General features: G+C 72.7%; 21 protein-coding genes. 12 read left to right on the top strand and 9 right to left on the bottom strand.

Annotation, left to right across the window (positions count from 1 at the left end; genetic code table 11):
* Positions 1-218: 218 nt before the first annotated feature.
* Positions 219-1,253 carry a LacI family DNA-binding transcriptional regulator gene (locus OG392_RS32020; protein WP_329285237.1) on the top strand — a complete coding sequence of 345 codons (1,035 nt, stop codon included), beginning with the start codon at positions 219-221 and terminating at the stop codon, positions 1,251-1,253.
* Here OG392_RS32020 and OG392_RS32015 read toward each other — a convergent pair.
* The 5 genes from OG392_RS32015 to OG392_RS31995 are packed head-to-tail and all read right to left on the bottom strand — an operon-like array spanning position 1,243 to position 9,216.
* Positions 1,243-3,438 carry a glycosyl hydrolase family 95 catalytic domain-containing protein gene (locus OG392_RS32015; protein ID WP_329285235.1) on the bottom strand — a complete coding sequence of 732 codons (2,196 nt, stop codon included), beginning with the start codon at positions 3,436-3,438 and terminating at the stop codon, positions 1,243-1,245. The genes OG392_RS32020 and OG392_RS32015 overlap by 11 nt on opposite strands.
* Entirely contained in the window at positions 3,435-5,456 is a 2,022-nt protein-coding gene (locus tag OG392_RS32010) for a beta-galactosidase (RefSeq protein WP_329285233.1), read from the bottom strand. The genes OG392_RS32015 and OG392_RS32010 overlap by 4 nt, the downstream gene beginning before the upstream one ends.
* Before the next feature lie 48 nt (positions 5,457-5,504).
* Positions 5,505-6,461, bottom strand: a complete 957-nt coding sequence (locus OG392_RS32005) for a carbohydrate ABC transporter permease (RefSeq protein ID WP_443054959.1) — start codon at positions 6,459-6,461, stop codon at positions 5,505-5,507.
* Positions 6,458-7,489, bottom strand: coding sequence for an ABC transporter permease (locus tag OG392_RS32000; RefSeq protein WP_329285232.1), 1,032 nt, complete (start codon positions 7,487-7,489; stop codon positions 6,458-6,460). The genes OG392_RS32005 and OG392_RS32000 overlap by 4 nt, the downstream gene beginning before the upstream one ends.
* Positions 7,486-9,216 carry an extracellular solute-binding protein gene (locus OG392_RS31995; RefSeq protein WP_329285230.1) on the bottom strand — a complete coding sequence of 577 codons (1,731 nt, stop codon included), beginning with the start codon at positions 9,214-9,216 and terminating at the stop codon, positions 7,486-7,488. The genes OG392_RS32000 and OG392_RS31995 overlap by 4 nt, the downstream gene beginning before the upstream one ends.
* A 352-nt stretch (positions 9,217-9,568) precedes the next feature.
* Between OG392_RS31995 and OG392_RS31990 the strand changes: the two genes are divergently transcribed.
* The gene (locus OG392_RS31990) at positions 9,569-12,445 is read left to right on the top strand and encodes a glycoside hydrolase family 3 C-terminal domain-containing protein (RefSeq protein WP_329285229.1); all 2,877 of its coding nucleotides are present in this window, start codon (positions 9,569-9,571) and stop codon (positions 12,443-12,445) included.
* A 39-nt stretch (positions 12,446-12,484) separates the two neighbouring features.
* On the opposite strand, the gene OG392_RS31985 is transcribed toward OG392_RS31990, so the two are convergent.
* Together OG392_RS31985 and OG392_RS31980 are read right to left on the bottom strand one after the other, a co-directional pair.
* Complete coding sequence (locus OG392_RS31985) at positions 12,485-12,691, bottom strand: DUF397 domain-containing protein (protein WP_329285228.1); 207 nt, start codon at positions 12,689-12,691, stop codon at positions 12,485-12,487.
* Complete coding sequence (locus tag OG392_RS31980) at positions 12,688-13,527, bottom strand: helix-turn-helix domain-containing protein (protein ID WP_329285226.1); 840 nt, start codon at positions 13,525-13,527, stop codon at positions 12,688-12,690. Before OG392_RS31980 ends, OG392_RS31985 begins: the two co-directional genes overlap by 4 nt.
* A gap of 94 nt (positions 13,528-13,621) precedes the next feature.
* Between OG392_RS31980 and OG392_RS31975 the strand changes: the two genes are divergently transcribed.
* A complete protein-coding gene (locus OG392_RS31975; protein WP_329285224.1) occupies positions 13,622-14,080 on the top strand; it encodes a hypothetical protein in 459 nt (152 codons plus the stop codon).
* Positions 14,077-14,334 carry a hypothetical protein gene (locus OG392_RS31970; RefSeq protein ID WP_329285222.1) on the top strand — a complete coding sequence of 86 codons (258 nt, stop codon included), beginning with the start codon at positions 14,077-14,079 and terminating at the stop codon, positions 14,332-14,334. Before OG392_RS31975 ends, OG392_RS31970 begins: the two co-directional genes overlap by 4 nt.
* A gap of 83 nt (positions 14,335-14,417) precedes the next feature.
* Here OG392_RS31970 and OG392_RS31965 read toward each other — a convergent pair whose 3' ends face one another.
* Both OG392_RS31965 and yicI read right to left on the bottom strand, forming a co-directional pair.
* On the bottom strand, positions 14,418-14,876 hold the full coding sequence (locus OG392_RS31965) for a pyridoxamine 5'-phosphate oxidase family protein (protein ID WP_329285221.1): 459 nt from the start codon (positions 14,874-14,876) through the stop codon (positions 14,418-14,420).
* 24 nt (positions 14,877-14,900) lie between these two features.
* Positions 14,901-17,156: an alpha-xylosidase gene (gene yicI / locus OG392_RS31960; protein WP_329285219.1), complete on the bottom strand. Its 2,256-nt coding sequence runs from the start codon at positions 17,154-17,156 to the stop codon at positions 14,901-14,903.
* A 251-nt stretch (positions 17,157-17,407) separates the two neighbouring features.
* Here yicI and OG392_RS31955 point away from each other — a divergent pair, with 251 nt between their 5' ends.
* The 8 genes from OG392_RS31955 (at position 17,408) to OG392_RS31920 (ending at position 26,334) form a co-directional block, all read left to right on the top strand.
* Positions 17,408-18,058, top strand: a complete 651-nt coding sequence (locus OG392_RS31955) for a GntR family transcriptional regulator (protein ID WP_329285217.1) — start codon at positions 17,408-17,410, stop codon at positions 18,056-18,058.
* A 2-nt stretch (positions 18,059-18,060) separates the two neighbouring features.
* Positions 18,061-18,963, top strand: coding sequence for a dihydrodipicolinate synthase family protein (locus OG392_RS31950; protein WP_329285215.1), 903 nt, complete (start codon positions 18,061-18,063; stop codon positions 18,961-18,963).
* Positions 18,960-20,693: an L-arabinonate dehydratase gene (gene araD, locus OG392_RS31945; protein ID WP_329285213.1), complete on the top strand. Its 1,734-nt coding sequence runs from the start codon at positions 18,960-18,962 to the stop codon at positions 20,691-20,693. Before OG392_RS31950 ends, araD begins: the two co-directional genes overlap by 4 nt.
* Before the next feature lie 140 nt (positions 20,694-20,833).
* Positions 20,834-21,772 carry a carbohydrate ABC transporter permease gene (locus OG392_RS31940; protein WP_329285211.1) on the top strand — a complete coding sequence of 313 codons (939 nt, stop codon included), beginning with the start codon at positions 20,834-20,836 and terminating at the stop codon, positions 21,770-21,772.
* 50 nt (positions 21,773-21,822) lie between these two features.
* Positions 21,823-22,701: a carbohydrate ABC transporter permease gene (locus tag OG392_RS31935; protein WP_443055109.1), complete on the top strand. Its 879-nt coding sequence runs from the start codon at positions 21,823-21,825 to the stop codon at positions 22,699-22,701.
* Between the two features lie 38 nt (positions 22,702-22,739).
* A complete protein-coding gene (locus tag OG392_RS31930) occupies positions 22,740-23,903 on the top strand; it encodes a Gfo/Idh/MocA family protein (protein ID WP_329285209.1) in 1,164 nt (387 codons plus the stop codon).
* On the top strand, positions 23,900-24,760 hold the full coding sequence (locus tag OG392_RS31925) for a PmoA family protein (RefSeq protein WP_329285208.1): 861 nt from the start codon (positions 23,900-23,902) through the stop codon (positions 24,758-24,760). The genes OG392_RS31930 and OG392_RS31925 overlap by 4 nt, the downstream gene beginning before the upstream one ends.
* Positions 24,757-26,334: a glycoside hydrolase family 43 protein gene (locus OG392_RS31920; protein WP_329285206.1), complete on the top strand. Its 1,578-nt coding sequence runs from the start codon at positions 24,757-24,759 to the stop codon at positions 26,332-26,334. The genes OG392_RS31925 and OG392_RS31920 overlap by 4 nt, the downstream gene beginning before the upstream one ends.
* Positions 26,335-26,340 lie beyond the last annotated feature (6 nt).

The following is a 26,340-nucleotide window of genomic DNA, read 5'->3' as shown; positions in this document are numbered from 1 at the left end:
TCCGTGTCCGCGCCGGGTTCCCGGCTTCCGGGCGAACTCCGGCGCCTCGACACCGACATGCCGCCCGTCGAAGCGCTTCGATCTTCTTGGCCCGCTTCTCTGGACACGTCCACACACCCGGGTTACGGTCTCGCTGAGCCGTCGAAGCGATTGATTCGAGTGGCATCGTCGAAGCGATTCGCTTCGCCTCACCTCAGTCACGGCCGCGGGGAGAACGGATGGTCACGCTTGCCGAGGTCGCCCGGCACGCCGGGGTGTCGGCCAGCACGGTGAGCTACGTCCTCAGCGGCAAGCGTCCCATCTCGGATCCCACCCGGCGGCGGGTGCGGGCCAGCATCGAGCGGCTCGGCTACCAGCCCCACGCGGGCGCCCGCGCGCTGGCCAGCAGCCGTTCGCGGATCATCGCCCTGATGGTCCCGCTGCGCACCGACATGTACGTGCCGGTGATGCTGGAGATCGCGGTCGCCGTCGCCACCACCGCCCGCGCGCACGGCTACGACGTGCTGCTCCTCACCGGCGAGGAAGGCCCTTCGGCACTCCGCCGGGTGACCGGCAGCGGGCTCGCCGAGGCGGTGATCCTGATGGACGTCCAGCTCGACGACGAGCGGCTGCCGGTGCTGCGCGTGGCGGGCCCGCCGGCCGTCCTGGTCGGACTGCCGGCCGACCCCACGGGGCTGGACTGCGTGGATCTGGACTTCGCGGCTGCCGGGGCGCTGTGCGTGGACCATCTGGCGGACCTCGGACACCGGGAGATCGCGGTCATCGGCGAGTCCCCCGGCGTCTACGCGCGCCGTACGGGCTTCGCCGAGCGCACCCTGCGCGGCCTGCGCGACCGGGCCGCCGGGCGCGGGGTCCGGTTGCTGCACCGGCCGTGCGAGGGCGGTCATGACGCCGTGGCGGGGGTGCTCGCCCGGATCCTCGACGAGCGGCCCGGGGTCAGCGCGTTCGTCGTGCAGAACGAGACGGCGGTCGAGCCGCTGCTCGCGCTGCTGCGGCGGACCGGCCGGGCGGTGCCCGAGGACGTGTCGGTGGTCGCGGTCTGCGCCGATCAGATCGCCGCTCAGGCCTCGGTGCCGCTCAGCTCGGTGGCGATCCCCGCGCACGAGCTGGGCCGCCGGGCGGTGGAACGCCTCGTCGCGGGCCCGGGGCGACCGGAGGGGGCGGACACGGCGGGGGTCGAACTGCTCACGCCGGCGCTGACCGTGCGGGACAGTTCCGGTCCGCCTCCTCCGCCGGCCGGGGTCAGGAGCTGACGATCCGCTCCTCGCCCGCGCGCAGGACGAGCCGGGTCGCGCCGGCCGGGGTCCGCAGGTCGATCCCGGCGTCCCGGTCCGGGCGGAGGACGGCCCGGTACGCCCCCGGTGACCACGTCAGGTCGACGCGGGCGCCGAACCGGGTCCGCACGCCGGCGAGCCGGCCGCGCGCGCAGTGGGCCGGCGGTGCGGGCAGCAGCACGAGCCGCCCGGGTGTCGACTGCACGAGGGTCTCCACGAGGAGCGCGGGCAGGGCGTGGGCGGCGTCGGCGTTGTAGACGTCGCGGCCCGGGTAGTGCGCGCTCATGAGGGAGTCGTGGAAGTAGTCGCCGGTGAGCACCCGCTCCAGGGCGTCCTCGGTGCGGGGCGCGTCACCCAACCGGGCCGCCACCAGGCCGCGGTGGAGGTGTCCGTGGGCCGAGTCGTTCTCGCTGCCCCGGAGTTCGAGGGCGCGCCCGGCCGCCGCGGCGAGCTCGGGGGTGTCGTACGGGTTGATCTCGTCGAGCGGCCAGACGGGGTAGAGGTGGCTGAGGTGCCGGTGGCCGTAGCGGTCGCCGAGTCCGGGCCGGGCCCACTCGGCGAGCGCCCCCTCGTCGTTGATCCGGTAGGGCGGGAGGCGGTCGGCGAGCGCGCGGAGCCGTGTGGCCTCGGCGAGGGGCGCGCGGTCGGCCGCCGCGCGGAGGGCGTGCCGGGCGGCGGCGATGTCCATGGTGGCGTCGACCGCGCCCCAGCTCCCGCCGCGCGGCCGGTTCTCCGGGGAGTACGAGGGGACGACGGCGATGCGGCCGCCGGGTTCGGTCCGGGTGAGGAAGTCCTCGTAGAAGAGGGCGAGTTCGGCGAGGAGGGCCGAGGTCCTGGGATCGGTCCTTCCGCTCGTCTCCTCGTGGTCGAGGAGCGGCTTGAGGAGCCAGTCGGCGCCCGCCGTCCACAGATGGAGGGGGTACTCACGGCTGAAGTGGTACGTGTGCCCCGAGACGCCGTCGGTGTGGGAGGGGGCGACGACGCCCCGGGCGCCGAAGATCTCGCGGGCGTTGTCCCGCCAGTCGGGGACCTGGCCGTGGACGAGGTCGGCCTGGGCCCTGGTCACCTCGGGCAGGTCGGCCGCGGCGGCGGAGGCGGTCTGGAGGTTGAGGTTGGCGTTGGTGGTGAAGGCTCCCGACCAGGCCGTGTTCCAGTCCCCGGTCCAGAGCCCGGTGAGCCGGGGCGGGAGCGCGCCGGACGAGGAGAGCAGGTGGTAGCGGCCTGCCGCGAAGAGGCGTTCCAGGAGGGCGGGGCTGTCGGTGCGGCGGAGGAGGGCGGAGCCGGGGAGTGCGCGCTCGGTGGCGTCCGCGCCGAGGTCCAGGGAGACACGGCGGTAGGCGGCGCCGTGCAGGGCGGTGTGGCGGGAGAGCAGCCGGGCGTGGAGGACGGCGGGGTCGTCGCCGCCGGTCAGGGACCGCAGTCCCGCCGTCTCCCGGGCCGGGTCGAAGTCCTCCGCGTGGCGGCGCACCCGGGTGAGGAGGAGCAGCCGCCCCGCTCCCTCGACGCGGACGCCGCCGGCGGTGACGGTGGTACGTCCGGTGTCGGTGAGAAGGAGGGTGATGCCGGTGTAGCCGAGCGGGCTGTCCGGGTAGCGGGCGCGCAGGGTGAGGACGGTCTCGCGGCGTGCGGTGGCGACGCCACGGCCCACGCCGAGTTCGGCGGGGACGCCGGGCAACCGTTGGTCGAGGTCGATGTCCACCGCGGGTCCGGGCGCGGTCACGTACTGGACGATGACGTCGTCGGCACGTGACACGAAGACCTCGCTGCGGCGCTCGCCGCACGTCCCTGTGACCACCCCGGTGGTGAAGTCCACGGCCCGGTGGACGGGGAGGGCGGGGGCGGCTCCCGCCCTCGCCCGCACCCGGGTCAGGAAGCCGGGATGGAAGGGCTGGACCCAGCGCAGCGGGCGCCCGTCGGTGAACCGCTCGGCGGCTGTCGCGTCCCCGGCGAGCAGGGCGTCCTGGAGGGCGGGGAGAGCTGCGGCGAGCCGGGGCGGCATCATGTGGGCGGGCGGGTTGTTCGGCCGTACGAGGGTGTGGTGGGTGACGATCACCCGGTCGTCCTCCGGGTCGCCGAGGACCAGAGCGCCGTGCCTGCCGTTCCCGGCGAGAAAGGCGTCCTCCCAGCGGGCGGCGGGCGCGGGCTCCCAGGTGCCGTGGATCACGGACGCTCCCCCGGCCGCGGAACCGGCGCTCCGGACACCTCCAGGACCGCCACCCCGTACCGCTCCAGTGTCAGCTCCCCCTCGGTCTCCGTCCCGGTGAGCAGGTCGCGGTGGCGGCCGGGCAGCGTCACCGTGACCGGGTCGCGGCCGTGGTGGAGGAGGAAGAGGAGGTCGCCGCGCCGGACGGCCTCGACGTCCTCGGGGAGGCCGCCGACGACGGGGCGCACCCCGGCCTCCTCGGCCGCGGCGGCCAGGAGACCGCTCAGGCCGGCCGGTTCGGGGAGGGTGGAGAGGTAGCGGGCGCGCCCGTTGCGGAGCACGGCGGGCAGACCGTCGAGCTCCCCGCCCCGGTAGGCCGCTACCGTCTCGGCGCCGGGGGCGGCGATGAGTTCCTCGGACCAGAGAGTGCCCCGGAAGGCGCCGCAGTCGACGTGTTCGCCCTCGTCGAGCGGCCACCACTCCTGGAGCACGTCGATGCCGAGGAGTTCCCTGAGACGGGCGTCCATGCCGCCGGTCCTGACCCGGTCGTCCTGGTCGGCGATGCCCGTGAGGAAGCCGCAGACGAGGGTGCCGCCGCCGCGCACGTACGCGACGAGGTTGTCGATCGCGGTGTCGTCGAGGAGGTAGAGGTGCGGGACGAGGACGAGCCGGTGGCCGCCGAGGTCGTGATGGGGGTGGGCGAAGGAGGCGGGGAGGTGGGCGTCCCAGAGGGCCCGGTGCCAGGCGCGGACGATCTCGGCGTGGTCGACGCGCCGGGAGAGCGCCCCGTCCTGGCCGCCGGCCCACCAGGAGTTCCAGTCGTGGAGGACGGCGATGCCGGTGGTGACCCGGCTGCCCGCGACCCGGGGGCCGAGCCGGGCGAGGTCCTCCCCGATGCGGACGGTCTCCTGGAAGACACGTCCACGCTCGCCCGCGTGGCCGAGCATTCCGGAGTGGAACTTCTCCGCTCCCTGGCGGGACTGGCGCCACTGGAAGTAGCAGACGGCGTCCGCCCCGTGGGCGACGGTCTGCAGGGCCCAGAGGCGGTTGAGTCCGTCCGGCTTGGGGTGGTTGACGCCCCGCCAGTTGACGGCGCCCGCGGCCTGCTCCATGACCATCCACGGTCCGCCGCCCGCCTGGGAGCGGGTCAGGTCGCCGATCATCGCGTTGTACGCGCCGGAGCCGGGGTCGCGCGGATCGGGGTAGACGTCGACCGAGACGAGGTCCTCCTCCGCCGCCCACGCCCAGCCGTCCTGGCCCGACCAGAACGGCATGAAGTTGGTGGTCACGGGGAGGTGCGGGGTGTGGCGGCGGACGATGTCGCGTTCGGCGCGGTAGCAGGCGAGGAGCTGGTCGGAGGTGTAGCGCCGGAAGTCGAGGACGTGCGCCGGGTTCTTGAGGTAGTGCGCGCGCCGGGGTGGCAGGACCTCGGCCCAGTCGCCGTACCGCTGGCCCCAGAAGTCGGTGCCCCAGGCGGTGTTGAGCGCGTCGAGGGTGCCGTACCGGCCCTGGAGCCAGTGGCGGAAGGTGCGGGCCGCCTCGTCGCCCCAGTCGTAGGTGCAGTACTCGTTGTTGATGTGCCACATCGTGAGCGCCGGGTGGCGGGCGTAGCGGGCGGCGAGGCTCTCGGTGACCGCGGCCGCGTACCGCCGGTAGACCTCGCTGCTGTGGGAGAAGTGCTGGCGCGATCCCCATCCTTCGGTCCGGCCGTCCGCGTCGCGGGGCAGCGTCTCGGGGTGGAGCCGTCCCATCCAGGGCGGTGGCGAGGAGGTGGGCGTGGCCAGGACGACGCCGATGCCGTGGGCGTGCGTCAGGTCCATGATGCGGTCGAGCCATCCGAACTCCCTTGCTCCCGGCGTGGGTTCGATGCGCGACCAGGAGAAGACCCCGAGGGTGACGGAGGTGACCCCGGCGCGGCGCATGAGCCGGACGTCCTCGGTCCAGGTCTCCTCGGGCCACTGCTCGGGGTTCCAGTCGCCGCCGTAGAGGAGGCGGGGCGGCCGTCCGGGCGGCCGGGTCACGTCGTCGAGGCTCGGCATCCAACGCTCCGTAAGAGAGAGGGGGTTGTGGGGGGGGCGGGTGCGTGGTCAGCCCTTGACGGCGCCGGTGAGCATGCCCTTCCTGAAGTGCTTCTGGACGAAGGGCGAGAGGACGGCGACGGGCAGCAGGGCCAGGACCATGACCGCCATCTGCACGGCGAGACCGGAGAGGTTGCCCGCCTTGACCGCCTGGCCGAGGCCGACGGGGATCTCCTGCTTCTGCGCGAGCTGGATGAGGACGTTCTGCAGCGGCATCATGTTCTGGTCGCTGAGGTAGATGGAGGCGTTGAACCAGGCGCTCCAGTAGCCGACCGCGTAGAAGAGGGTGATGACGGCGATGACGGCCCTCGACAGCGGCATCACGATCTGCCAGAGGATGCGCAGGTCCCCGGCTCCGTCGATCCGGGCGCTGTCGACGAGTTCGGGTGAGACGCCCATGAAGAAGCCCCGCAGCACGAGGATGTTGAAGACGCTGACGGCGCTGGGGAGGATCAGCGCGAGATAGGTGTCGGTGAGGCCGAGGGTCTGCACGAGGAGGTACGTGGGGATCAGCCCGGCGCCGAAGAACATGGTGGCCAGGAGGGTGAGCAGGATGAAGCGGTGGCCGAGCGAGCCGGGCCGGGAGAGTCCGTAGGCGCAGAGGATCGACACGGCCATCGAGAAGACCGTGCCGGTCAGCGTCACCAGGACGCTGACGACGGCCGCGCGGGTGACCTGGCCGCCGCTGAGGAGCTCCTGGTAGGCGATGAAGGTGATGTCCCGGGGGACGACGACCAGGCCGCCGGTCTCCGTGATCGTCTTCTTGGAGGAGAGGCTGGTGACCACGACGATCCACAGCGGGACGAGGACCGCGAGGCAGGCGAGGACCAGGACCGCGCCCTTGGCGGCGAGGCCGGCCCGGCCGGGCGGCTCCTCCCAGACGGGCCTGGCGGGCGCCGCCCATCGGGTCGGGGTGCGACGCCGGGACGGCTGCGGTCTCCGGGGCGCTTCCACGTTCCGGGTCACTTGCGGTACACCCCCTGCTCGCCCATGAGGTGGGCGGTCTTGTTGGCCGAGAGGACCAGCACGAGGCCGACGACTCCCTTGACCAGTCCGGCGGCCGCCGCGTAACTGAAGTCCTGGCTGCGCAGACCGGTCCACCACACGAAGGTGTCGAGGACCTCGGCCGCGCCCGGGCCGACGGCGTCGCGCTGGAGCAGCAGCTGTTCGAATCCGACGGTCAGCGCGTCGCCGACGCGGAGGACGAGCAGCAGCGCGATGACCGGGCGGAGCGCGGGCAGGGTGACGTGCCACATGCGGCGCCCTCGCCCGGCCCCGTCCATCGCGGCGGCCTCGTACAGGTCCTGGTTGACGGCGGCGAGCGCGGCGAGGAAGACGATGACGCCCCAGCCGGCGTCCTTCCAGATGCCCTCGGCGGTGACGAGGAACGCGAAGATCGCCGGGTCGGTCATGAGGTCGAAGCCCTCGTGGCCGTGCTGCCGGAGGGTCTGCGCGATGATGCCGGCGCCGCCGAGGATCTGCTGGAAGACGGTGATGACGAGGACCCAGGAGAAGAAGTGCGGCAGATAGAGGATCGCCTGGACGAGCGCCCTCACCCGGGGTCGCAGGACGCTGTTGACGAGCAGGGCGAGCGCGATGGGCACCGGGAAGAACAGCACCAGCTGGAGGAGGAAGAGGACGAGGGTGTTCTCGACGGCGTGCCAGAATCCCGGGTCGGAGAAGACGCGTTCGAACTGGTCGAGGCCGACCCACGGGCTCTCCAGCATGGCGGTGACGCCGTTGGTCGAGACGTACGGGTCGTAGTCCTGGAAGGCGACCAGGTTCCCCAGGATCGGGATGTAGTGGAAGACGACGACGAGGACGAGCGCCGGGACGGTCATCAGGAGCAGGGTCCGGTCGCGGCGGAGCCGGCGGCCGAGCGGGATGTGCCCGGCCGTACGGCTCCGCCGCGGGTCCCGGCGGCGGCCCCGTGGGGTCCGGCCGGTGACGGCCGGCGCGGCCGGCTCCGCCGTCCTGGTGTCGAGCGTGCTCACGGTCGGCTCGCCGCGGATCCGTTGGTGTCGAGGAGCTTCCTGTACCAGTCGCGGAGCTGGTCGCCGCCCCTGGTCCGCCACTCGGAGACGGCCTGCTGCATGTCGGAGACCTTCCTGCGGCCGCGGACGACGTCCTTCTCCAGCTGCTCGAAGTCGTTCATGAGGCCGGTCCACCGGGACGGCTCGGTGACGGTCATGCCGTAGAAGGAGGACTTGGAGGTGACCGCGCCCATGCGCTGCTGCCACTCGATCATGGCCCGGGTGACCTCGGGTGTGTCGGGGTGGGCGATGTACGGGGCGGGGCTGGCGACGAACATCCAGGAGCTGCTGACCTCCTGGTTCCCCTTGTCGGTCTTGACCGGGAGGCCGTTCTCGACCGTGTGGTGGACCCCTTCGACGCCGTAGTCGGTGAGCATCCGTTCCTTGGTGCCGTAGGGGGCGGCGGTGAAGTCGGCGACGGCGAGGGCGTCCTCGATCACCGCCTTGGAGCTGCCCTTCCGGATGAAGGCCCAGATGTTGGCGGGGTTGGTGGCCCACAGCTTCGGGAGTCCGCCGGCGTGGCCGGGGATGTCCATGGCCGCCATCGCGAACGACGGGTTCAGCGAGGCCTGTTCGGAGGTCTTGGCGTACCAGTGGGAGAGGTCGTTGTTGTAGATCAGGCACTGGCCGGCGGTGAAGCGGTTGCCGGTGTCGCCCTGGTTCTGGGTCTTCTCGTCGGGGTGGACGACTCCGGCGTCGAAGAGCTTGCGGGTCCATGCCAGCGCTTCGAGGTACTCGGGGGTCTCGATGCGGTTGATCAGTTTGCCGTCGACGAGGTTCCAGCCGAGCGCCTTGTCGCTGCCGGACAGGACGCCGAACATGTTGTACGCGGTCCAGGTCATGTCGCCGCAGGCCCACACCTTCGTCCTGGCGCTGGTGATCTCCTTGGCGAGGGCGAGGAACTCGTCCGCGCTCTCGGGGAGTTGCCAACCCTTCGCGTCGAAGAGGTCCTTGCGGTAGAAGGGCGCGAGGTTGGTGACGTAGGAGGCGGGCATGGGCAGGCCGCGGAGCCTGCCGCCGAAGAGGGAGCGCTGCCAGGCGTCGGTGGGGATCGCCGCGAGGTTGGGGTACGCCTTGACCTTGTCGCCCGAGAGGTACGGGCCGAGGTCCTCGAACTTGGCGTCGACGGCGCTGGGTATCTTGCCGCCGAGGTTCCAGCCGGGGACGACGACCACGTCGGGGATCTCGCTGGAGGCGAGGACGGCGCCGAGCTTCTGGTCGTAGACGTTGCCGTCCTGGTTCTGCCAGGTGGCCCGGACGCCGATGGCCTCGTTCATGGCTCGGTAGTACGGGTTGTCGGGGGCGGGCGGCGGTCCCCAGAACGGGGCCATGATCGTGAGGGCGCCGCCCCTGCCCCGCTTCCCGGTGACGGAGGCCCTGAGTTCGGCCCCGGGGATGGCGCGGGTGAAGCCGGCCGCCGAGCCGTTCCTCGGCGCGATGTCGGGGGCGACGACGGTGCTCGCGACGAAGGCGGGGAGGAGCTTGGCCGCGTCCTTGCCGGTGGTGGTGCCGTCCTTCTTCCCCTTGTCCGCGTCACCGCCGCCGCAGGCCGTGAGCAGCGGCGCGCCGCCGGCGACCACGGCCGCGGCGACGGCGGTGGAGGCGAGGAAGCCCCTGCGGCTCTGCCCGGAGTCGCTCCGGCTCGGGGGAGTTCTCCGGGAGCCCGTGGAGACGGCGTTCGGCGTCATTGCGTCAACCCTTCGTGGCACGCGCCAGGACATGCGGCGACCGCGGGGGCGCCGGCCGGCTGCGGTGGAGGTGGTGGTGCGGACGGGGCGGAACCCCGGGGCGCTCTCGACGACCGAGAGTCGAAGCGCTTCGATATTGCTGCGAGGTTAAGTGAACGTCACAGGCGCGGCAAGAGTCGTCGTCGAGAATCTCGGGGATTCCACGTCGGCACCGGACTCCGCAAGTGGTCTTGCGCGTCCCGGGGATGACCGTGGACTCCGGCTTGACACCCACTCTTCGCGCACGGAGCATCGAAGCGCTTCGAAAGCCCAGTCCTCCCGGCCTCCACGCCCCTCTGCAAGGGACTCGTACGTGACCGCACACCGGCTGCCCTTCCGTGACCCGGCCCTCCCCGTCGCCCGCCGGGTCGACGACCTGCTCGACCGGCTCACCGCCGAGGAACGTCTGCACCTGCTGCACCAGTTCACGCCGGGCGCCGCCGGCGTCGGCCTCGGAGCCTTCCGCACCGGCCAGGAGGCCCTGCACGGCGTCGCCTGGATGGGACCGGCCACCGTCTTCCCGCAGTCCGTGGGCCTCGGGGCCACCTGGCACCCGGAGTTGGTGCGCCGGGTCGGCGAGGCGGTCTCCCGCGAGGCGCGCGCGATGCGCGCCGAGGACGACCGCGTCGGGCTCAACGTCTGGGCCCCGACCGTGAATCTGCTGCGCAACCCGCTCTGGGGACGCGGCGAGGAAGGCTACGCGGAGGACCCGGCGCTGACCGCCGCGATCGCCACCGCGTACACGAGGGGTCTGCGCGGGGACCATCCCGTGTACTGGCGCACGGCGCCCGTCCTCAAGCACTGGCTGGCGCACAACAACGAGACGGCCAGGGACACCTCCTCCGCCTCCGTACGCCCCCGGGTGCTGCGCGAGTACGACCTGCGCGCCTTCCGCGGGCCCGTCGAGGCGGGCGCGGTGGCCGGGGTGATGCCCGCGTACAACCTGGTCAACGGCCGGCCCAACCACCTCTCCCCGTACATGGAGGAGGAGCTGCGCACCTGGACCGGGCAGGAACTGCTGGTCTGCTCAGACGCGGGCGCCCCCTCCAACCTCGCTGACTCCCAGGGGTACTTCGCGACCCACGAGAAGGCCGTGGCGGCGTCGCTGCGCGCCGGAGTGGACTCGTTCACCGACCACGGCACGGACAGCTCGGTGATCCTCGGAAGGCTGCGGCGGGCCCTGGAGGCGGGCCTGATCGACCAGAAGGACGTGGACCGGGCGGCCGGACGGCAGCTGACCGTGAGGTTCCTGCTCGGCGAGTTCGACCCGGAACTCGATCCGTACGCGGACGAGGCCCGCTTCGACACGCCCGAGCACCGCGAACTGGCCCGCGAGGTGGCCGAGGCGGCCGTCGTCCTGCTGCGCAACGAACCCCTGGAGACAGGCGGTCCGCTGCTCCCCCTCGCGGACGACGGGCGCCGGATCGCCGTGGTCGGACTGCTCGGCGACGCCTGCCGACTGGACTGGTACAGCGGCTCCCTGATCCGCCGCTCCTCCCCGCTGGACGGACTGCGGGAGCGGTTCGGCGCGGACCGGGTGAGCTTCGCCGAGGGCGTCGACCGGATACGGCTGCGGACCGCGTCCGGCGCCGCGCTGCGGGTGCCCGCGGGCGACGGCGCGGGTCACGGCGCGGCACGGGGCACGGAGGGCGCGCTCGATCCGGCGCTGCTCGCCGGCCGTACCGACCTGCCGCCGCTCACCGCCGACGCGGCGGGCTCGGAACTCGCCCTGGTCGACTGGGGCGACGGGGTGCTGACCCTGCGCGCCCCCGACGGCCGGTACCTGTCGGTCGCCGAGGACGGCTTCGTCCGCGCCTCGGCGGACGAGCCGGGCGGCTGGGTCGTCCACGAGACCTTCCGGCTCGAAACCCATGAGGGGCATGCGCACGGGCACCTCCTTCTGCACCTCGGTACGGGTGGCTACGTCTCTGTCGCCGCCGACGGCGTGAAGGTTGCCGCCGACCGGGAATCCGCCGAACTCTTCACGGTGGAGATGGTCGAACGGGGCGAGGAGGCGGTCGCGCGGGCCGCGGCTGGGGCGGACACGGTGATCGTCGTCGCGGGGAACGACCCGCACATCAACGGCCGCGAGACCGAGGACCGCACGACGCTCGCCCTCCCGGCGCACCAGGAGCGGCTCTGGCGGGCCGCGCACACGGCCAACCCGCGGACCGCGCTCGTCCTGGTCTCCTCCTACCCGTACGCGGTCACGGAGGCCGCCGCCGCGCTCCCGTCCCTGCTGTGGACCGCGCACGGCGGGCAGGCGGCGGGCACGGCGCTCGCCCGGGTGCTCGCCGGTGACGTCTCCCCCGCGGGGCGGCTCCCCCAGACCTGGTACGCGGCCGACGCGGACCTGCCGGACCTCTTCGACTACGACATCATCGGCGGCCGGCAGACCTATCTGTACTTCGACGGCACGCCGCTGTTCCCGTTCGGACACGGCCTGTCGTACACGACGTTCGCGTACCGGGAGCTGACGGCGGCCGTGGACGGGGAGACCCTGCGGATCTCCTGCACGGTCACCAACAGCGGCGCCGTCGCCGCCGACGAGGTCGTCCAGGTGTACGGGCGGGCGGTCGCGCCCTCGGTGCCGCGACCGCACCGCGAGCTGCTCGCCCACGAACGCGTCCACCTCGCCCCCGGCGCGACCGCCGCGCTCTCGTTCGCGGTGCCCCGCTCGGCGCTCGGCCACTGGGACGTGGCCCACGGCCGGTGGACGGTGGAGCCCGGCCCGTACGAGATCCACGCGGGCGCGTCCAGTGCGGACGTCCGCCGCACGGTCCGCGTCGACGTGACGGGCGAGACGCCGGGGCCGCGCCCGGTCCTGGTGGCCGGTCTCGCCGCGGCCGACTACGACGAGCAGTCCGGGACGGTGATCGTGGACCGTACGAAGGCCACGGGGGACGCGGTGACGTCGGCGGACCCGGACGTCCCCGGCGCCCTGCTCTACCGCGCGTGCGACTTCGGCGACGGCGTCACGGAGATCACCGTGACGGCCTCGGGGACGGGCGAGGTGACGGTCTTCCGGGCCGACGGGACGACCGCCCTGGCCGCCGTCACCGTGGGACCGACGGACGGTCCCTACGCCTACGCCGCCGTGACGGTGGCCTGCCACGTGCGGGACGTGACGGACCTCCGCGTCGAGCTGCGCGGACCGGTGCGGCTGGCGCACCTCGCCTTCTCCGGCTGAGGTCCGCCTCGGGCGCCGGGGCCTGGATCATGCGCGGTCTCAGACGCCGGCCCGCCGCCCCTTGACCGAGTCGACGAAGGCGGTGAAGGCGGCGGCGGAGACGGCGAGGGCCGGCCCGGCGGGAACCTTCGAGTCACGGACGGGGACGACTCCGAGGGCGGGCACGAGGTTGTGGGCGACCTCCACGCACTGGCCACCGTCAGCGCTGTAGGAGGACTTGAACCAGCGGGGGGACTCGGTCGTCACAGCATGCCCTTTCGCACTTCTCTGATCATGGCCGCGGTGTCCGCCTGGGAGAGCGATTCCGCCACAAGTTGATGGTAGAGCGTGAGCGTGGACGCCACGGGGCCGCTCTCCCGCTCCAGGTTGCCCTGAGCCTGCGACTCGGCGTAGGAGAGCACGGACCGGTCTGGCAGACTCGCCAGTGTCACCGGTCGGTTGAGCGAACGCCTCTCCCCCAGGACGAACGGTGCGACCTGGATGACCGTGTACGGGCGCGCCGCGAGCACCACGAGCCGGTCGAGCTGCGCTGCCATGACGTCGGGGCCACCTACCAGATGGCGGATGCAGCTCTCGTCCATCACGACGAAGAGCATCGGCGGTCGCTGCTGCTCCAGAATCTGTTGCCGCTCGACCAGGAACGCCAACCGCTGCGCAGCCTGGTCCTCCGTGATGCTTCCTCGCGCGACGGAGCTTGCCGCGAGAGCCTGAGCGTACTCGGGCGTCTGGAGGAGTCCCGGGATGATCCCGATCTCGAACAATCGGAGTTCCACGGCCCGACGCTCCTGATGGACGTACTCCGGAAATCCCTCCAGGAGCACACCGTGCCGAACCTGCCGACACTCGCGATCGAACGACCGATCCGTTCCCGTCAGCCCGAAGGCCGCGTCGACGACCCCCGAGAATTTGAGGGTTGCGGGTCTGCTGCCGGTTTCAACGCCGGAAATGTGCTTGCTGGAGTACCCCGTGCGATCGGCCAGCTCCTCCTGCGTCCATCCCTGCTCCTCGCGCAGCCTGCGCATACGCGCCCCGTACGCAGCCATGGGCCCGCTGTCCGGGTCCAGCTCCTTGCGATTGACCACAACTCTCCCTCAGCAAAACGTACGTTGAGGCTTCTTCGACTGTAGGTCACGCTGATGCCTCCTGGTAGTGGATTCGCTACAGAGAGGAACACCCATGCCCGCAAGCGACCACCCGGGCCCCGTCCCCGGTCTCGGGGCGTTCATGGCGGCAGACACACCCGAGGGAAGGCTCCGCCTCGGGAAGGTGACCGCCTGGGACGGCGAGGTCGTCCATCTGCAACGGCCCGGTGGGGGGACCGCGTGGACGGCGGCGCCCTCCGAGCTGCGTCGGCCGACCGAGGACGAACGCGCGCTGATCCGGGTGCTCACCACCCCGGTCACGGCGGTGCCCCGTGTGCGGCAGACCTGTCCGGAGCCTCCGGTGGTCCTGTCGGTGGATCCCGTGCCGCCCGCCGTGCCGGCTCCGGGCTGCGCGACGTGCGCGCTCGCGGCCGAGCGGGAGTGGCACTGCCGCCGGACGCACGACCATTCGGCTGCGGCGGACTTCCGGGTCGAGATCCGCCGTCACCCGCACGACGAACCGCCGACGGCGCTCCCCCGGGAGCGGCCGTGACCGGCGCGGCGGTGTCCGTCGCGACGGTCTACCGGATGGGCGGGCACCCTGGACCGGAGTCCGAGGTCACGATGACCGCGCGCTGTATGGACGGCGGATGCGCGTGGGAGTCGGAGCCGACACCGCGGCCCTGGAGCGGCGCGGCCGGTTGCGCGTCGCACACCGCGACCACGGGGCACACCACGTTCGCCGTCCGCCTGGAGTACATCGCGCTGGTGACCGCCGGTGCGGCGAGCGGGGAAGGCGGTGGCTGACCAGGCTGTCGACACCTCCTCGACGGTGCGGCGAGCAGCCGTCGACGGCGTCCGCCCGGCCGGGGCCGATCCCGCGGGCGGGCTCAGACCGCCCAGACGCCGTCCCGCATCAGATGGCGGCCGGCCAGCTCGGGCTCCTCCAGCCAGGCCTCCACGGCGGTGGGGCGGACCCGGAACCAGCCGTACGCGGGTCCCGAGTTCCGCGGGTCCCAGCCGCACTTCGCGGCGAAGCCCTCGATCGCCGCCGTCGGTACGTCACCGACGGCGAGGGTCGTCACGTCCCCGTCGATGAGGACGACGTCCCGGGTGTGCCCGAGCGCCAGTCGCGTCCGCCCGCCCGCGGCGAGGTTGCGGCCGGTCGGGTTCGTCAGCCGGGTGCACAGCCAGATGTCCGCGCCGTCCCAGTGGAAGGCCAGCGGCACGAGGTACGGCCGGGCGTCGGCGCTCGCCGAGGCCACCCAGATGTCCACCTCCTCCGCCAGCCGGGCGAGGACGTCCTTCTTGCGCTGTTCGGGGTCCCGGATCGCGGGATGCGTCGTCATGGCCCCGACCCTACGCCGTGGCGATCACACCCCGCCCGCCCCCAGGACCCGGACCGTGTACGGGAGTTCCGTTCCGCGCACGGTCGCCCGCGGGCCCTCCGGCGTACGGGTCACCTCGTAGACCGCGGCCGGCGCTCCGCGGTGGTCCGGGACGGTGACCCGTACCGGGCCCGCCGCGCCTCCCGGGGCCGCCAGCAGTGTCAGTCCGTCCAGCCAGTCGCCGTCCGGGCGGGAGTCGTCGGCGCCGAGGGGGAGGACCGCGCCGGGGCGTACGTACAGCGGGAGGCTGTCCGGGCCGTGGGTCTCGCGGCGCCAGCCGGGGCCGGTGACGGTCTCGCCGGTCAGGAGGTGGGTCCAGTCGCCCGCCGGGAGGTAGACCTCGACCTCGCCCCCGGAGGTCAGGACCGGAGCGACCAGGAGGTCGGGGCCGAGCATGTACTGCCGGTCGAGGGTCCGGCAGGCCGGGTCCCCGGGGAACTCCAGGAGCATCGGCCGCATCACCGGTACGCCGGTCGCCCGGGCCTCGGCGGCGGCCCCGTACAGGTACGGCATCAGCCGGTGCTTGAGCCGGGTGAAGCGCCGGGCGACCTCCACGGCCCGCTCGCCGAACTCCCACGGCACCCGGTACGAGTCGCTGCCGTGCAGCCTGCTGTGCGAGGAGAGCAGGCCGAAGGCGAGCCAGCGGGTGAAGACCTCCGGCTCGGGCGTTCCCTCGAAGCCGCCGATGTCGTGGCTCCAGAAGCCGAACCCGCTCAGGGAGAGCGAGAGCCCGCCGCGCAGGGACTCGGCCATGGCCTCGAAGGAGGCCCAGCAGTCGCCGCCCCAGTGGACCGGGAACTGCTGCCCGCCGACGGTCGCCGAGCGGGCGAAGAGGACGGCCTCGCCGGTGCCGCGCTCCTTCTCCAGGAGGTCGAAGACGGTCCGGTTGTACAGCTGGGCGTAGTAGTTGTGCATGCGCTCGGGGTCCGAGCCGTCGTGCCAGACGACGTCCGTGGGCACGCGCTCGCCGAAGTCGGTCTTGAAGCAGTCGACGCCCTGTGCGAGCAGCGGGCGCAGCTTGTCCTGGAACCAGGTCCTCGCCTCGGGGTTCGTGAAGTCGACGAGAGCCATGCCGGGCTGCCAGAGGTCCCACTGCCAGACGTCGTCGTTCGCCCGCCGGAGGAGGAACCCGCGCTCTCTGCCCTCCTCGAAGAGGGGGGACTTCTGGGCGATGTACGGGTTGATCCACATGCCGACGCGCAGCCCCCGGGCCTTGAGCCGGGCGAGCATGCCCTCCGGGTCCGGGAAGGTCTCGGGGTCCCAGCGGAAGTCGGACCACTGGTACTCGCGCATCCAGAAGCAGTCGAAGTGGAAGACGGAGAGCGGGATGCCGCGGGCGGCCATGCCGTCGACGAAGGAGGTGACGGTGGCCTCGTCGTAGCGGGTGGTGAAGGACGTGGTCAGCCAGAGGCCGAAGGACCAGGGCGGGGGCAGGGCGGGACGGCCGGTGAGGGCCGTGTAGCGGGCGAGGACGTCCTTGGGGGTGGGGCCCGCGACGACGAAGTACTCCAGGGTCTGGTCCTCGACGCTGAACTGGACCTGGCCGACCGCCTCCGAGCCGATCTCGAAGGAGACGCGTCCGGGGTGGTTGACGAAGACGCCGTAGCCGCGCGAGGAGAGGTAGAACGGGATGTTCTTGTAGGCCTGTTCGCTGCTGGTGCCGCCGTCGGCCTGCCAGATGTCGACGCTCTGCCCGTTCTTCACGAAGGGGGTGAAGCGCTCGCCGAGACCGTAGATCTGCTCGCCGACGCCGAGCGCGAGCTGGACGGCCATGTGGTGGGCTCCGTCGGGGGTGGTGACGAACGCGGTGCCCTTGCGGCCGGCCCCGGTGAGCGTACGGCCGTCGGCGTCGTGGAACTCCAGGGCCCAGGGGGCCGAGCGGTCCAGGCGCAGCCGGAGGGGGCCGGAGGCCAGCTCGACGAGGGGGCCGTCGAGGTGGACCGTGCCGGGGCCCGGGCGTCCCGTGTCCGCATCCGGGCCGGACCCTTCGAGCGCGAAGTCCGGTCCTCGGCGGGTCTTTCCGGCGTGGTGGGTGACGCGCACGCCGATCACGCCCTCGGCGGGGGCGTGGCACTCCACGGTCAGGAGCGCCGAGTTCAGGGTGTCGCCGCGGGTCTCGACCCGCTTGACGGAGGCGTGGGCCGTGAAGCGGTCCGCTTCCGGGCGCAGATCGCGGACTTCGGTGGCGTACGAGGCGTGGACGCCCTCGCGCATCAGCCAGAAGCCGTCGGTGAACTTCATGCTGGTCCTTGGGGGTGGGGTGGGGCGGGCGGACGACTCGGCCCGGCGGGGCCGGCACGGGGCCCTCAATAGTTATCCCAGAAAACAAAACGCCGAACCAGCCCCAGGGGTGAGGGGCCGGGGCGGGGTTCGCACCGTAGAAAGCGTTTGCGCGAAGCATTGACGAAACACGAACGCCCCCTTAGCTTCATGCCCGTTGCACTTCGTACGTCATATATGAGACGCGATACACGAGATCTGAGAGTGCTCCAATGGCCTTCGCCCCCAGCCCCATCCCCTCCCGCACCCAGTACGTGCTCGAAGCGATCAAGCACGACATCCTCACCGGAGGACTCAGACCCGGCCAGGCCCTGGTAGAGGCCGAACTCGCCACGCGTTTCGGGGTGTCGAAGACTCCGGTCCGTGAGGCGCTCAAGACCCTCGCGGGCAGCGGGCTCGTGGTGATGAACCAGTACAAGGGCGTCACGGTCCGGATGGTCGACGCCGACATGGCCCGCGCCGTCTACGACGTACGCCTCCTCCTGGAGCCCGAGGCGGTCCGCCGCGCGGTGGCGTCCGGCGCCCCGCTCGACGAGGCGCGGGAGGCCCTGCGCCGGGCGGCCGGCGCCGAGGACCCGGCCGAACGGTCCCTGGCCAACCGCGCGTTCCACCGGGCGCTCTACCTGCCCTGCGGCAACCCGCTGCTCGGCCGGATGCTCGACGAGGTCCGCGACCAGGCCGCCCTGGTCTCCACCGTCGCCTGGGCGGCCATCCCCTCCTGGGAGCGGGAGGCCGCCGAGCACGAGGAGATCCTGCGCCTCGCGGCCGGCGGCGACATCGACGGGGTGGGCCGCGCCGTCCACGACCACATCGCCTCCTTCGTCGAGCGCGCCTTCCCCCAGTCCCCCCTGAACGGCGAGTGAGCATGGAATTCGAGACGATGAGGGCCGCCCTCGCCGACGTGGTGGCCATCCCGGTCACCCCGTTCGCCGAGGACGGCTCGGTGGACCCCGTCACCCACCGCGCGCTGCTGCGCCGGCTCCTCGACGGCGGGGTCCGCACCCTCACCCCCAACGGCAACACCGGCGAGTTCTACGCCCTCACCCCCGAGGAACGCCGCTCCCTCACCGAGATCACCGTCGACGAGGCCGGGGACCGTGCCGCGATCCTCGTCGGCGTCGGCCACGACGTGCCGACGGCGGTCGGGGCCGCCCGGCACGCCCGCGCCACCGGCGCCCACATGGTGATGGTCCACCAGCCGGTCCACCCGTACGTCTCCGAGAGCGGCTGGGTCGACTACCACCGGGCCATCGCCGAGGCCGTCCCCGAGCTCGGGGTCGTCCCCTACATCCGCAACCCGCTGATCGGCGGGGCCCGGCTCGCCGAGCTCGGCGCCGCGTGCCCCAACGTCGTGGGGGTGAAGTACGCGGTCCCCGACGCGGCCCGGTTCGCCGGCTTCGCCCGGGACGCGGGCCTGGACCGCTTCGTCTGGGTGGCGGGCCTGGCCGAGCCGTATGCCCCCGCCTACTTCGCGAGCGGCGCGACCGGGTTCACCTCCGGCCTGGTCAACGTCTCCCCCGCGCTCTCACTGGAGATGCTGGAGGCGCTGCGGTCCGGCGACTACCCGACCGCGATGAAGGTCTGGGAGCGGATCCGCCGCTTCGAGGAGCTGCGCGCGGCCAACGGCAGCGCGGACAACGTGACCGTGGTCAAGGAGGCCCTCGCCTCCCTCGGCCTCTGCCGCCGGTCGGTCCGCCCGCCGAGCCGTGAACTTCCCGAGAGCGAGCGGTCCGAGGTGGCGACGATCGCGGCCGGGTGGCCGATATGAGCGGCGAGGGGCGCCGACGTCCCGAGGACCTGCGCAGTCATCAGTGGTACGGCACCGACGGCCTCCGCTCCTTCAGCCACCGGGCCCGCACCCGGCAGCTCGGCTACCTCCCCGAGGAGCACCTCGGGAAGCCGGTGATCGCGATCCTCAACACCTGGTCCGACATCAACCCCTGCCACGTCCACCTCCGCGACCGCGCGCAGGCCGTGAAGCGCGGGGTGTGGCAGGCCGGGGGCTTCCCGCTGGAGTTCCCCGTCTCCACCCTCTCGGAGACGTTCCAGAAGCCGACCCCGATGCTCTACCGCAACCTCCTCGCCCTGGAGACGGAGGAGCTGCTGCGCTCGTACCCGGTGGACGGGGCGGTGCTGATGGGCGGCTGCGACAAGACCACCCCGGCGCTCCTCATGGGAGCGGCCTCGGTCGACCTGCCGACGGTGTTCGTCCCCGCGGGGCCGATGCTGCCGGGTCACTGGCGGGGCGAGACGCTCGGTTCCGGTACGGACATGTGGAAGTACTGGGACGAGAAGCGGGCGGGCCGGATCGGCGACTGCGAGATGGCGGAGCTGGAGAGCGGTCTCGCCCGCTCCCCCGGGCACTGCATGACGATGGGGACGGCGTCCACGCTGACCGCCGCCGCGGAGACGCTCGGTGTGACCGTGCCGGGTGCCTCCTCGGTGCCGGCGGTCGACTCGGGGCACGACCGGATGGCGGCCGCCTCGGGGCTGCGGATCGTGGAACTCGTACGGCAGGACCTGCGGCTGTCGCGGATCCTGACGCGCGAGGCGTACGAGGACGCGGTCGCCGCCGTCCTGGCGCTCGGCGGCTCGACCAACGCGGTGATCCATCTGATCGCGATGGCGGGGCGCTCGGGGGTGGAGCTGACGCTCGACGACTTCGACCGGATCGCACGGACGGTGCCGGTGCTCGCGAACCTGCGGCCGGGCGGCCGGTACCTGATGGAGGACTTCCACTTCGCGGGCGGGATGCCCGGCTTCCTCTCCCGGATCACCGACGTCCTGCACCTGGAACGCCCGACGGTCGCGCACGCCACGCTGCGGGAGCAGCTCGACGGTGCGCTCGTGCACGACGAGGAGGTGATCCGGGACCGTTCGAGGCCGCTGGCCGCCGAGGGAGGGGTCGCGGTGCTGCGGGGCAACCTCTGCCCCGACGGCGCCGTCATCAAGCACATCGCTGCGGAGCCGCGACTGCTCAAGCACACCGGTCCGGCGGTCGTGTTCGACGACTACCGCACCATGCAGCGGACCATCGACGACCCGGCGCTCGGCATCACGCCCGAGCATGTGCTGGTGCTGCGCGGGGCGGGCCCCAAGGGCGGTCCGGGGATGCCGGAGTACGGCATGCTGCCCATCCCCCGGTACCTGCTCGAACAGGGGGTACGGGACATGGTGCGGATCTCCGACGCCCGGATGAGCGGCACGAGTTACGGGGCCTGTGTGCTGCACGTGGCACCCGAGTCCCATGTCGGCGGACCCCTCGCCCTCGTCCGTACGGGCGACACGATCACTCTCGACGTCGCCGCACGCTCCCTCCACCTGCACGTCACGGACGAGGAACTGGACGTCCGCCGAGCAGCGTGGACACCGCCGCCGGCCCGGTACGAGCGCGGCTACGGCGCGCTCTACATGGAGCAGATCTCCCAGGCCGACACCGGCTGCGACTTCGCCTTCCTGGCGCGTCCGGGCACCACTCCTGATCCGTACGCGGGTTGAGAACCCGCCCCACCGCAACCGCGCCGCCGGTCCGCACCGCCCCACCCGCTCCTTCCGCGCCATCAGCTCCACCCGCCCGCCCCTGCCCGACATCTCGAACGTCGTTCGCGAAGCGCTTCACCGAGAACGGAGCCGCCGTCATGGCCTCAGCTGTGACCCCAACGCCCCAAGCCGTCACGGCACAGCGCCGCCGTCGCACGGGAGCGACCCCCCGCCGACTGCCGTACCTGCTGATCGCGCCCGCCGGTCTGCTGATGCTGGGCTTCATCGCCTACCCGGTGCTCAGCGTCTTCTACTACAGCCTCCAGCACTACAACCCCACGAAGCCCTGGCGTAACGGCTTCGCGGGATTCGACAACTTCACCAGGATCTTCACGGACGACCCCCGGTTCTGGGGGACCCTGACCTTCAGCCTCAAGTGGGTCGTCGTCGAGGTCACGCTCCAGCTCCTCTTCGGTCTCGCGCTCGCGCTCATCGTGAACCAGACCTTCGCCGGCCGCGCCCTGGGCCGGGCCCTGGTCTTCTCCCCGTGGGCCGTCTCCGGCGTGCTCACCTCCGCGATCTGGGTACTGCTCTACAACTCCCAGACCGGGATCAGCCGTTACCTCGCGGACATGGGCCTCGGCACGTACGGCACGTCCTGGCTCTCCGACACCTCGACCGTGTTCCCCGCGGCGATCGTCGCCGATCTCTGGCGCGGAGTGCCCTTCTTCGCCATCCTCATCCTGGCCGACCTCCAGTCCGTACCGAAGGACCTGTACGAGGCGGCCGAGGTCGACGGGGCGGGCCGGGTCCGGCAGTTCGTCCACATCACCCTGCCGCACATCCGGGACGCGATCGTCCTGTCCACGCTGCTGCGCGCGGTCTGGGAGTTCAACAACGTCGACCTGCTGTACACGCTGACCGGCGGCGGACCCGCGGGCGAGACGACCACGCTGCCGCTGTACATCGCCCACACCAGCGTCGACGCCCACAACTTCGGATACGCCTCCGCCCTCACCACGGTGGCGTTCGTGATCCTTCTCTTCTGCTCGATGGTCTATCTGCGCCTGAGCAAGTTCGGAGGCGACGGCAAGTGACAGCCGAGTCCACCCTGAGCGGGTCCACCACCACGAAGGCGCCGGCCGACGTGCCGCCGCCGGCCGTGCGGCCACCCGACCGGACGCCGCCCGTGCCCGCCCGCGCCAAGCACCGGGCCTGGGACGAGGTGCCCCGGTGGCAGATCTATCTGCCCCTCGGGATCTACCTCCTCTTCACCCTCGTCCCCTTCTACTGGATCCTGCTCTTCGCCGTACGCCCGGCCGGCTCCACCTCGCTGCTGCCCTGGCCCATGACGACCGCGCACTTCGAGAAGGTCTGGAACGAGCGCAGCTTCGGCGTCTTCTTCCAGAACAGCCTCCTCATCGGAATCGCGGTGCTCATCAGCACCACGGTCGTCGCCCTCGCCGGCGGATACGCCCTGGCGCGCTTCGACTTCCGGATCAAGAAGGGCTTCATGCTGGCCCTGCTCTGCTCCCAGTTCGTGCCGGGCGCCCTGCTCCTCGTGCCGCTGTTCCAGATCTTCGCCGAGCTCAAGATGATCAACTCCCTGGGGAGCGTGATCATCGCCGAGACCGTCTTCCAGCTCCCGCTGTCGATGATCCTCATCAGCGGCTTCATCAGGAACGTGCCGTACTCCCTGGAGGAGGCCGCCTGGGTCGACGGCTGCAACCGCTTCTCCGCCTTCCGGATCGTCGTCCTCCCGCTCCTCAGGCCCGGTCTGGTCGCCGTCGGCTCCTTCGCCTTCGTCCACGCCTGGAACCACTTCCTCTTCGCCCTGATGTTCCTCAGCAGCCAGGACAAGCAGACGATCCCGGTCGGCCTCAACACCCTCATGGGCGCCGACAGCGTCGACCTCGGGGCACTCGCCGCGGGCGGCGTCATCGCCGCCGTCCCCGTCGTCATCGTCTTCGGCTTCATCCAGAAGTGGCTGGTCACCGGATTCAGCGCCGGGGCGGTGAAGGGATGAGCCGCACCGCGAGCACAGCACGCACGAACAGGGAAGACATGAACACCGCGCCCACCCCCCTGCCCGTCGTCCTCGCCGGTGCCCGCGGCCACGGCCGCAGCCACCTCCTCAACATCCGCCGGCTCGAAGAGCGCGGACTCGTCCGCCTCGCCGGCGTCTGCGAGCTGCGCCCCCTGGGCACCGACGAGCTCGACGGCATCGGGGACCCTGAGCAGTCCGCCGACCTCGAGGCGCTCCTCGCCTCCACCGGCGCCCGGATCGCCGTGCTCAGCACCCCCATCCAGACCCACACCGACATGGCCCTCGCCGCCGCCCGGCACGGGGCCCACATCCTCCTGGAGAAGCCGCCCGCCCCGTCGTACGCGGAGTTCCGCCGGATGGCCGACGGCGTCGAGGCGGCCGGCGCGGCCTGCCAGATCGGCTTCCAGTCGCTGGGATCGCACGCGGTGCCCGCGATCCGCCGGATGGTCACGGAGGGCGCCATCGGCGAACTCCTCGGCGTCGGCGCGGCCGGGGCCTGGGTGCGCGACGAGGCCTACTTCCGGCGCGTCCCCTGGGCGGGCCACCGCCGGCTCGGCGGGGTCGACGTCGTCGACGGGGCGCTCACCAATCCCCTCGCGCACGCCGTCGCCACGGCGCTCGCGCTGTCCGGCTCCACCCGCGCGGAGGACGTCGAGCACATCGAGACCGAGCTGCTGCACGCCCACGCCATCGAGGCCGACGACACCTCGGCCGTACGGATCGTCACCTCGGCCGGCACCCAGGTCACCGTCGCGGTGACGCTCTGCGCCGAGCGGTCCTCGGAGCCGTACGTCATCGTCCACGGCACCCGGGGCCGGATCACCTTCTGGTACCGGCAGGACCGGGTGCTCGTCCAGCGTGCCGGGCACGGGCCGGTGGAGACCGAGTACGGCCGTACCGACCTCCTGGAGAACCTCGTCGCGCATGTCACCGACGGCGAGCCGCTGTGGGTGCCGCCGGCCGCGACCGGCGCGTTCATGCGGGTCGTCGAGGCGGTACGGACGGCCCCTGACCCGCTGGCCATACCCGCGGCGCACTGGCGCACCGAGCCCGGCGAGAGCGCGCCGCGCCGGGTCGTCGACGGCGTCGACGCCCTGGTGGACGCCAGTGCCGACGGGCTCAGGCTGTTCTCCGAGCTCGGCGCCTCCTGGGCCCCGTCGACCCGGGCGGTGGCCCTGTGAACCCCGACGCCCCGACGGTCCTGCGCTGCGCGGGCCGCGCCGTCGCCCGGTACACGACCCGGACCGACCTGGCCCCCGGCCACTCCCCCCGGCCGTACCTCCACCCGGTCACGACCCTCGGCGGGCGGCCGGTGACCGAGACCGAGCCCGGGGACCATCCGCACCACCTCGGCGTGGGCGTCGCCGTGCCCGACGTCGCCGGCCACAACTTCTGGGGCGGGCGCACCTTCGTCCGCGACCGCGGGCCGGTCGCGCTCGACAACCACGGGGCGCAGCGGCACGACGGGTTCAAGCTGTGCGACCCGGACGGCTTCGTGGAGGAGCTGACCTGGACGGCCGGGGGCGAGCGGCTGCTCCGCGAGCACCGGACGGTGGCGGCCACCGCCCTCAGCGGCACCGCCTGGGCGCTCGACCTCACCTTCTCCCTCACCAATGTGTCCGGGCAGGACCTGTCGGTCGGCAGCCCCGCGACGAACGGCCGGCCGGGCGCCGCGTACGGCGGCTTCTTCTGGCGGGCACCGAAGGAGGCCACGGCTCCGGTGGTGTTCGGGGCGGGGACCGGCGGTGCGGACGCGGACGGCGAGGAGGCCGTGCACGGGGGCCGCGCGGACTGGGTGGCGCTCGCGGGCGAGGGCTGGACGCTGGTCTTCGCCGGGGCGACGGCCCGGACCCGGGAGGACCCGTGGTTCGTCCGGGCGGCCGAGTACCCGGGCGTCGGTTCCTCGCTCGCCCACGACGCACGGCTCCCGGTGGCCGCCGGGGAGACCTTCGTACGGCGGGTGGTGACCGTCGTCGCCGACGGGCGCCTCGACCGGGCCGCGGCCGCGGCCCTGGTCCGCAAGGCGGTGACGTCATGACGGGCGCCGGTGCCGGCCTCGCGACCGGCGACCTCGGTGACGGCAGGTACCGCAATCCCGTGCTCGCGGCGGACTGGTCCGACCCCGACGTGGTCCGGGTCGGCGAGGACTACCACCTGACGGCGTCCAGCTTCGGCCGCGCCCCCGGGCTGCCGCTGCTGCACTCCCGGGACCTGGTCAACTGGACGCTCGTCGGCCACGCCCTCGAGCGGCTCGAACCTGCCGCCGCGTTCACCGCGCCCCGGCACGACCGCGGCGTCTGGGCACCCTCGTTCCGGCACCACGACGGCCGGTTCTGGATCTTCTGGGGCGACCCCGACCACGGGGTCTTCCAGGTCAACGCGCCCTCCGTACGCGGGCCGTGGACGGCACCGCACCTGGTGAAGGCGGGCCGGGGGCTGATCGACGCCTGCCCGCTGTGGGACGAGGAGTCCGGCGAGGCCCATCTCGTGCACGGCTGGGCCAAGTCACGCGCCGGCTTCAACAACCGGCTCACCGGGCACCGGATGAGCCCCGACGGGACGAAGGTCCTGGACGAGGGCCGGGTGCTCGTGGACGCCGACCGGCTCCCCGGCTGGTTCACCCTGGAGGGCCCCAAGCTCTACCGGCACGACGGCTGGTACTGGATCTTCGCCCCGGCCGGGGGCGTGGCCACCGGCTGGCAGGGCGCGTTCCGGTCCCGGTCGTTCTTCGGCCCGTACGAGGAGCGGATCGTCCTCGCGCAGGGCGACACCGACGTCAACGGCCCCCACCAGGGCGGCTGGGTACGCACCCAGCGGGGCGAGGACTGGTTCCTGCACTTCCAGCAGTCGGGCGCGCACGGCCGGCTCGTCCATCTCCAGCCGATGCGCTGGGACGCGGACGGCTGGCCCGTGCTCGGCGACGCGGGCGCCCCGGTCCGGGTGCACCGCAAGCCGGACCTGCCGGAGCAGCCGGCCGCGCGGCCGGCCGTGGACGACACGTTTCCCGGCGGCCGGTTCGGCAGGCAGTGGCAGTGGACCGCCAATCCGCTGGCGGGCTGGGCCAGTCAGCACACGGGCGACGGGCTGCGGCTCGACTGTGTGCGGTCGGACCGGCTCGACGATCTCCGCGGCGCGCCGCACGTCCTCACCCAGCGGCTGCCCGCCGGTGCCGTGGTCGTCGAGGTCGGGCTGCGGCTCGGCTCGGCGGCTCCCGGTGCCCGGGCGGGTCTCGTCGTCCTGGGGGACGCGTACGCGTGGATCGGTCTGGAGCGGGCGCCGGACGGCACGGCCCGGCTCGTCCACCGTTTCGCCCCGGCGAACGCGGACCGCGAGCGGGACGCGGCCCGCTCCAGGCCCCTGACCGGGGACCGGGTCCTGCTCCGGATCGAGGTCACGGCGGACGCACGCTGCCGCTTCTCGTACGAGGCGTCCGGTGCCGCATCCGGGCCCGGCCACGGCCACGACGGCGGGCCGTTCCCACTCGGGCCGGAGTTCGCCGCCACGCCCTGGCGCTGGGTCGGCGCGCTGCTCGGCCTGTTCGCCGGGGCGCCCGAAGGCGCGGGACACGCCGGGACGGCCGTGTTCTCCGACTTCCGCGTCACCGCCGCCTGAGCTGCA

It is taken from the genome of Streptomyces sp. NBC_00691 (genome assembly GCF_036226665.1).
GTDB lineage: Bacteria > Actinomycetota > Actinomycetes > Streptomycetales > Streptomycetaceae > Streptomyces.
The sequence above is the reverse complement of the archived record's forward strand: the minus strand, read 5'-3'. Positions and strand labels throughout refer to the sequence as shown.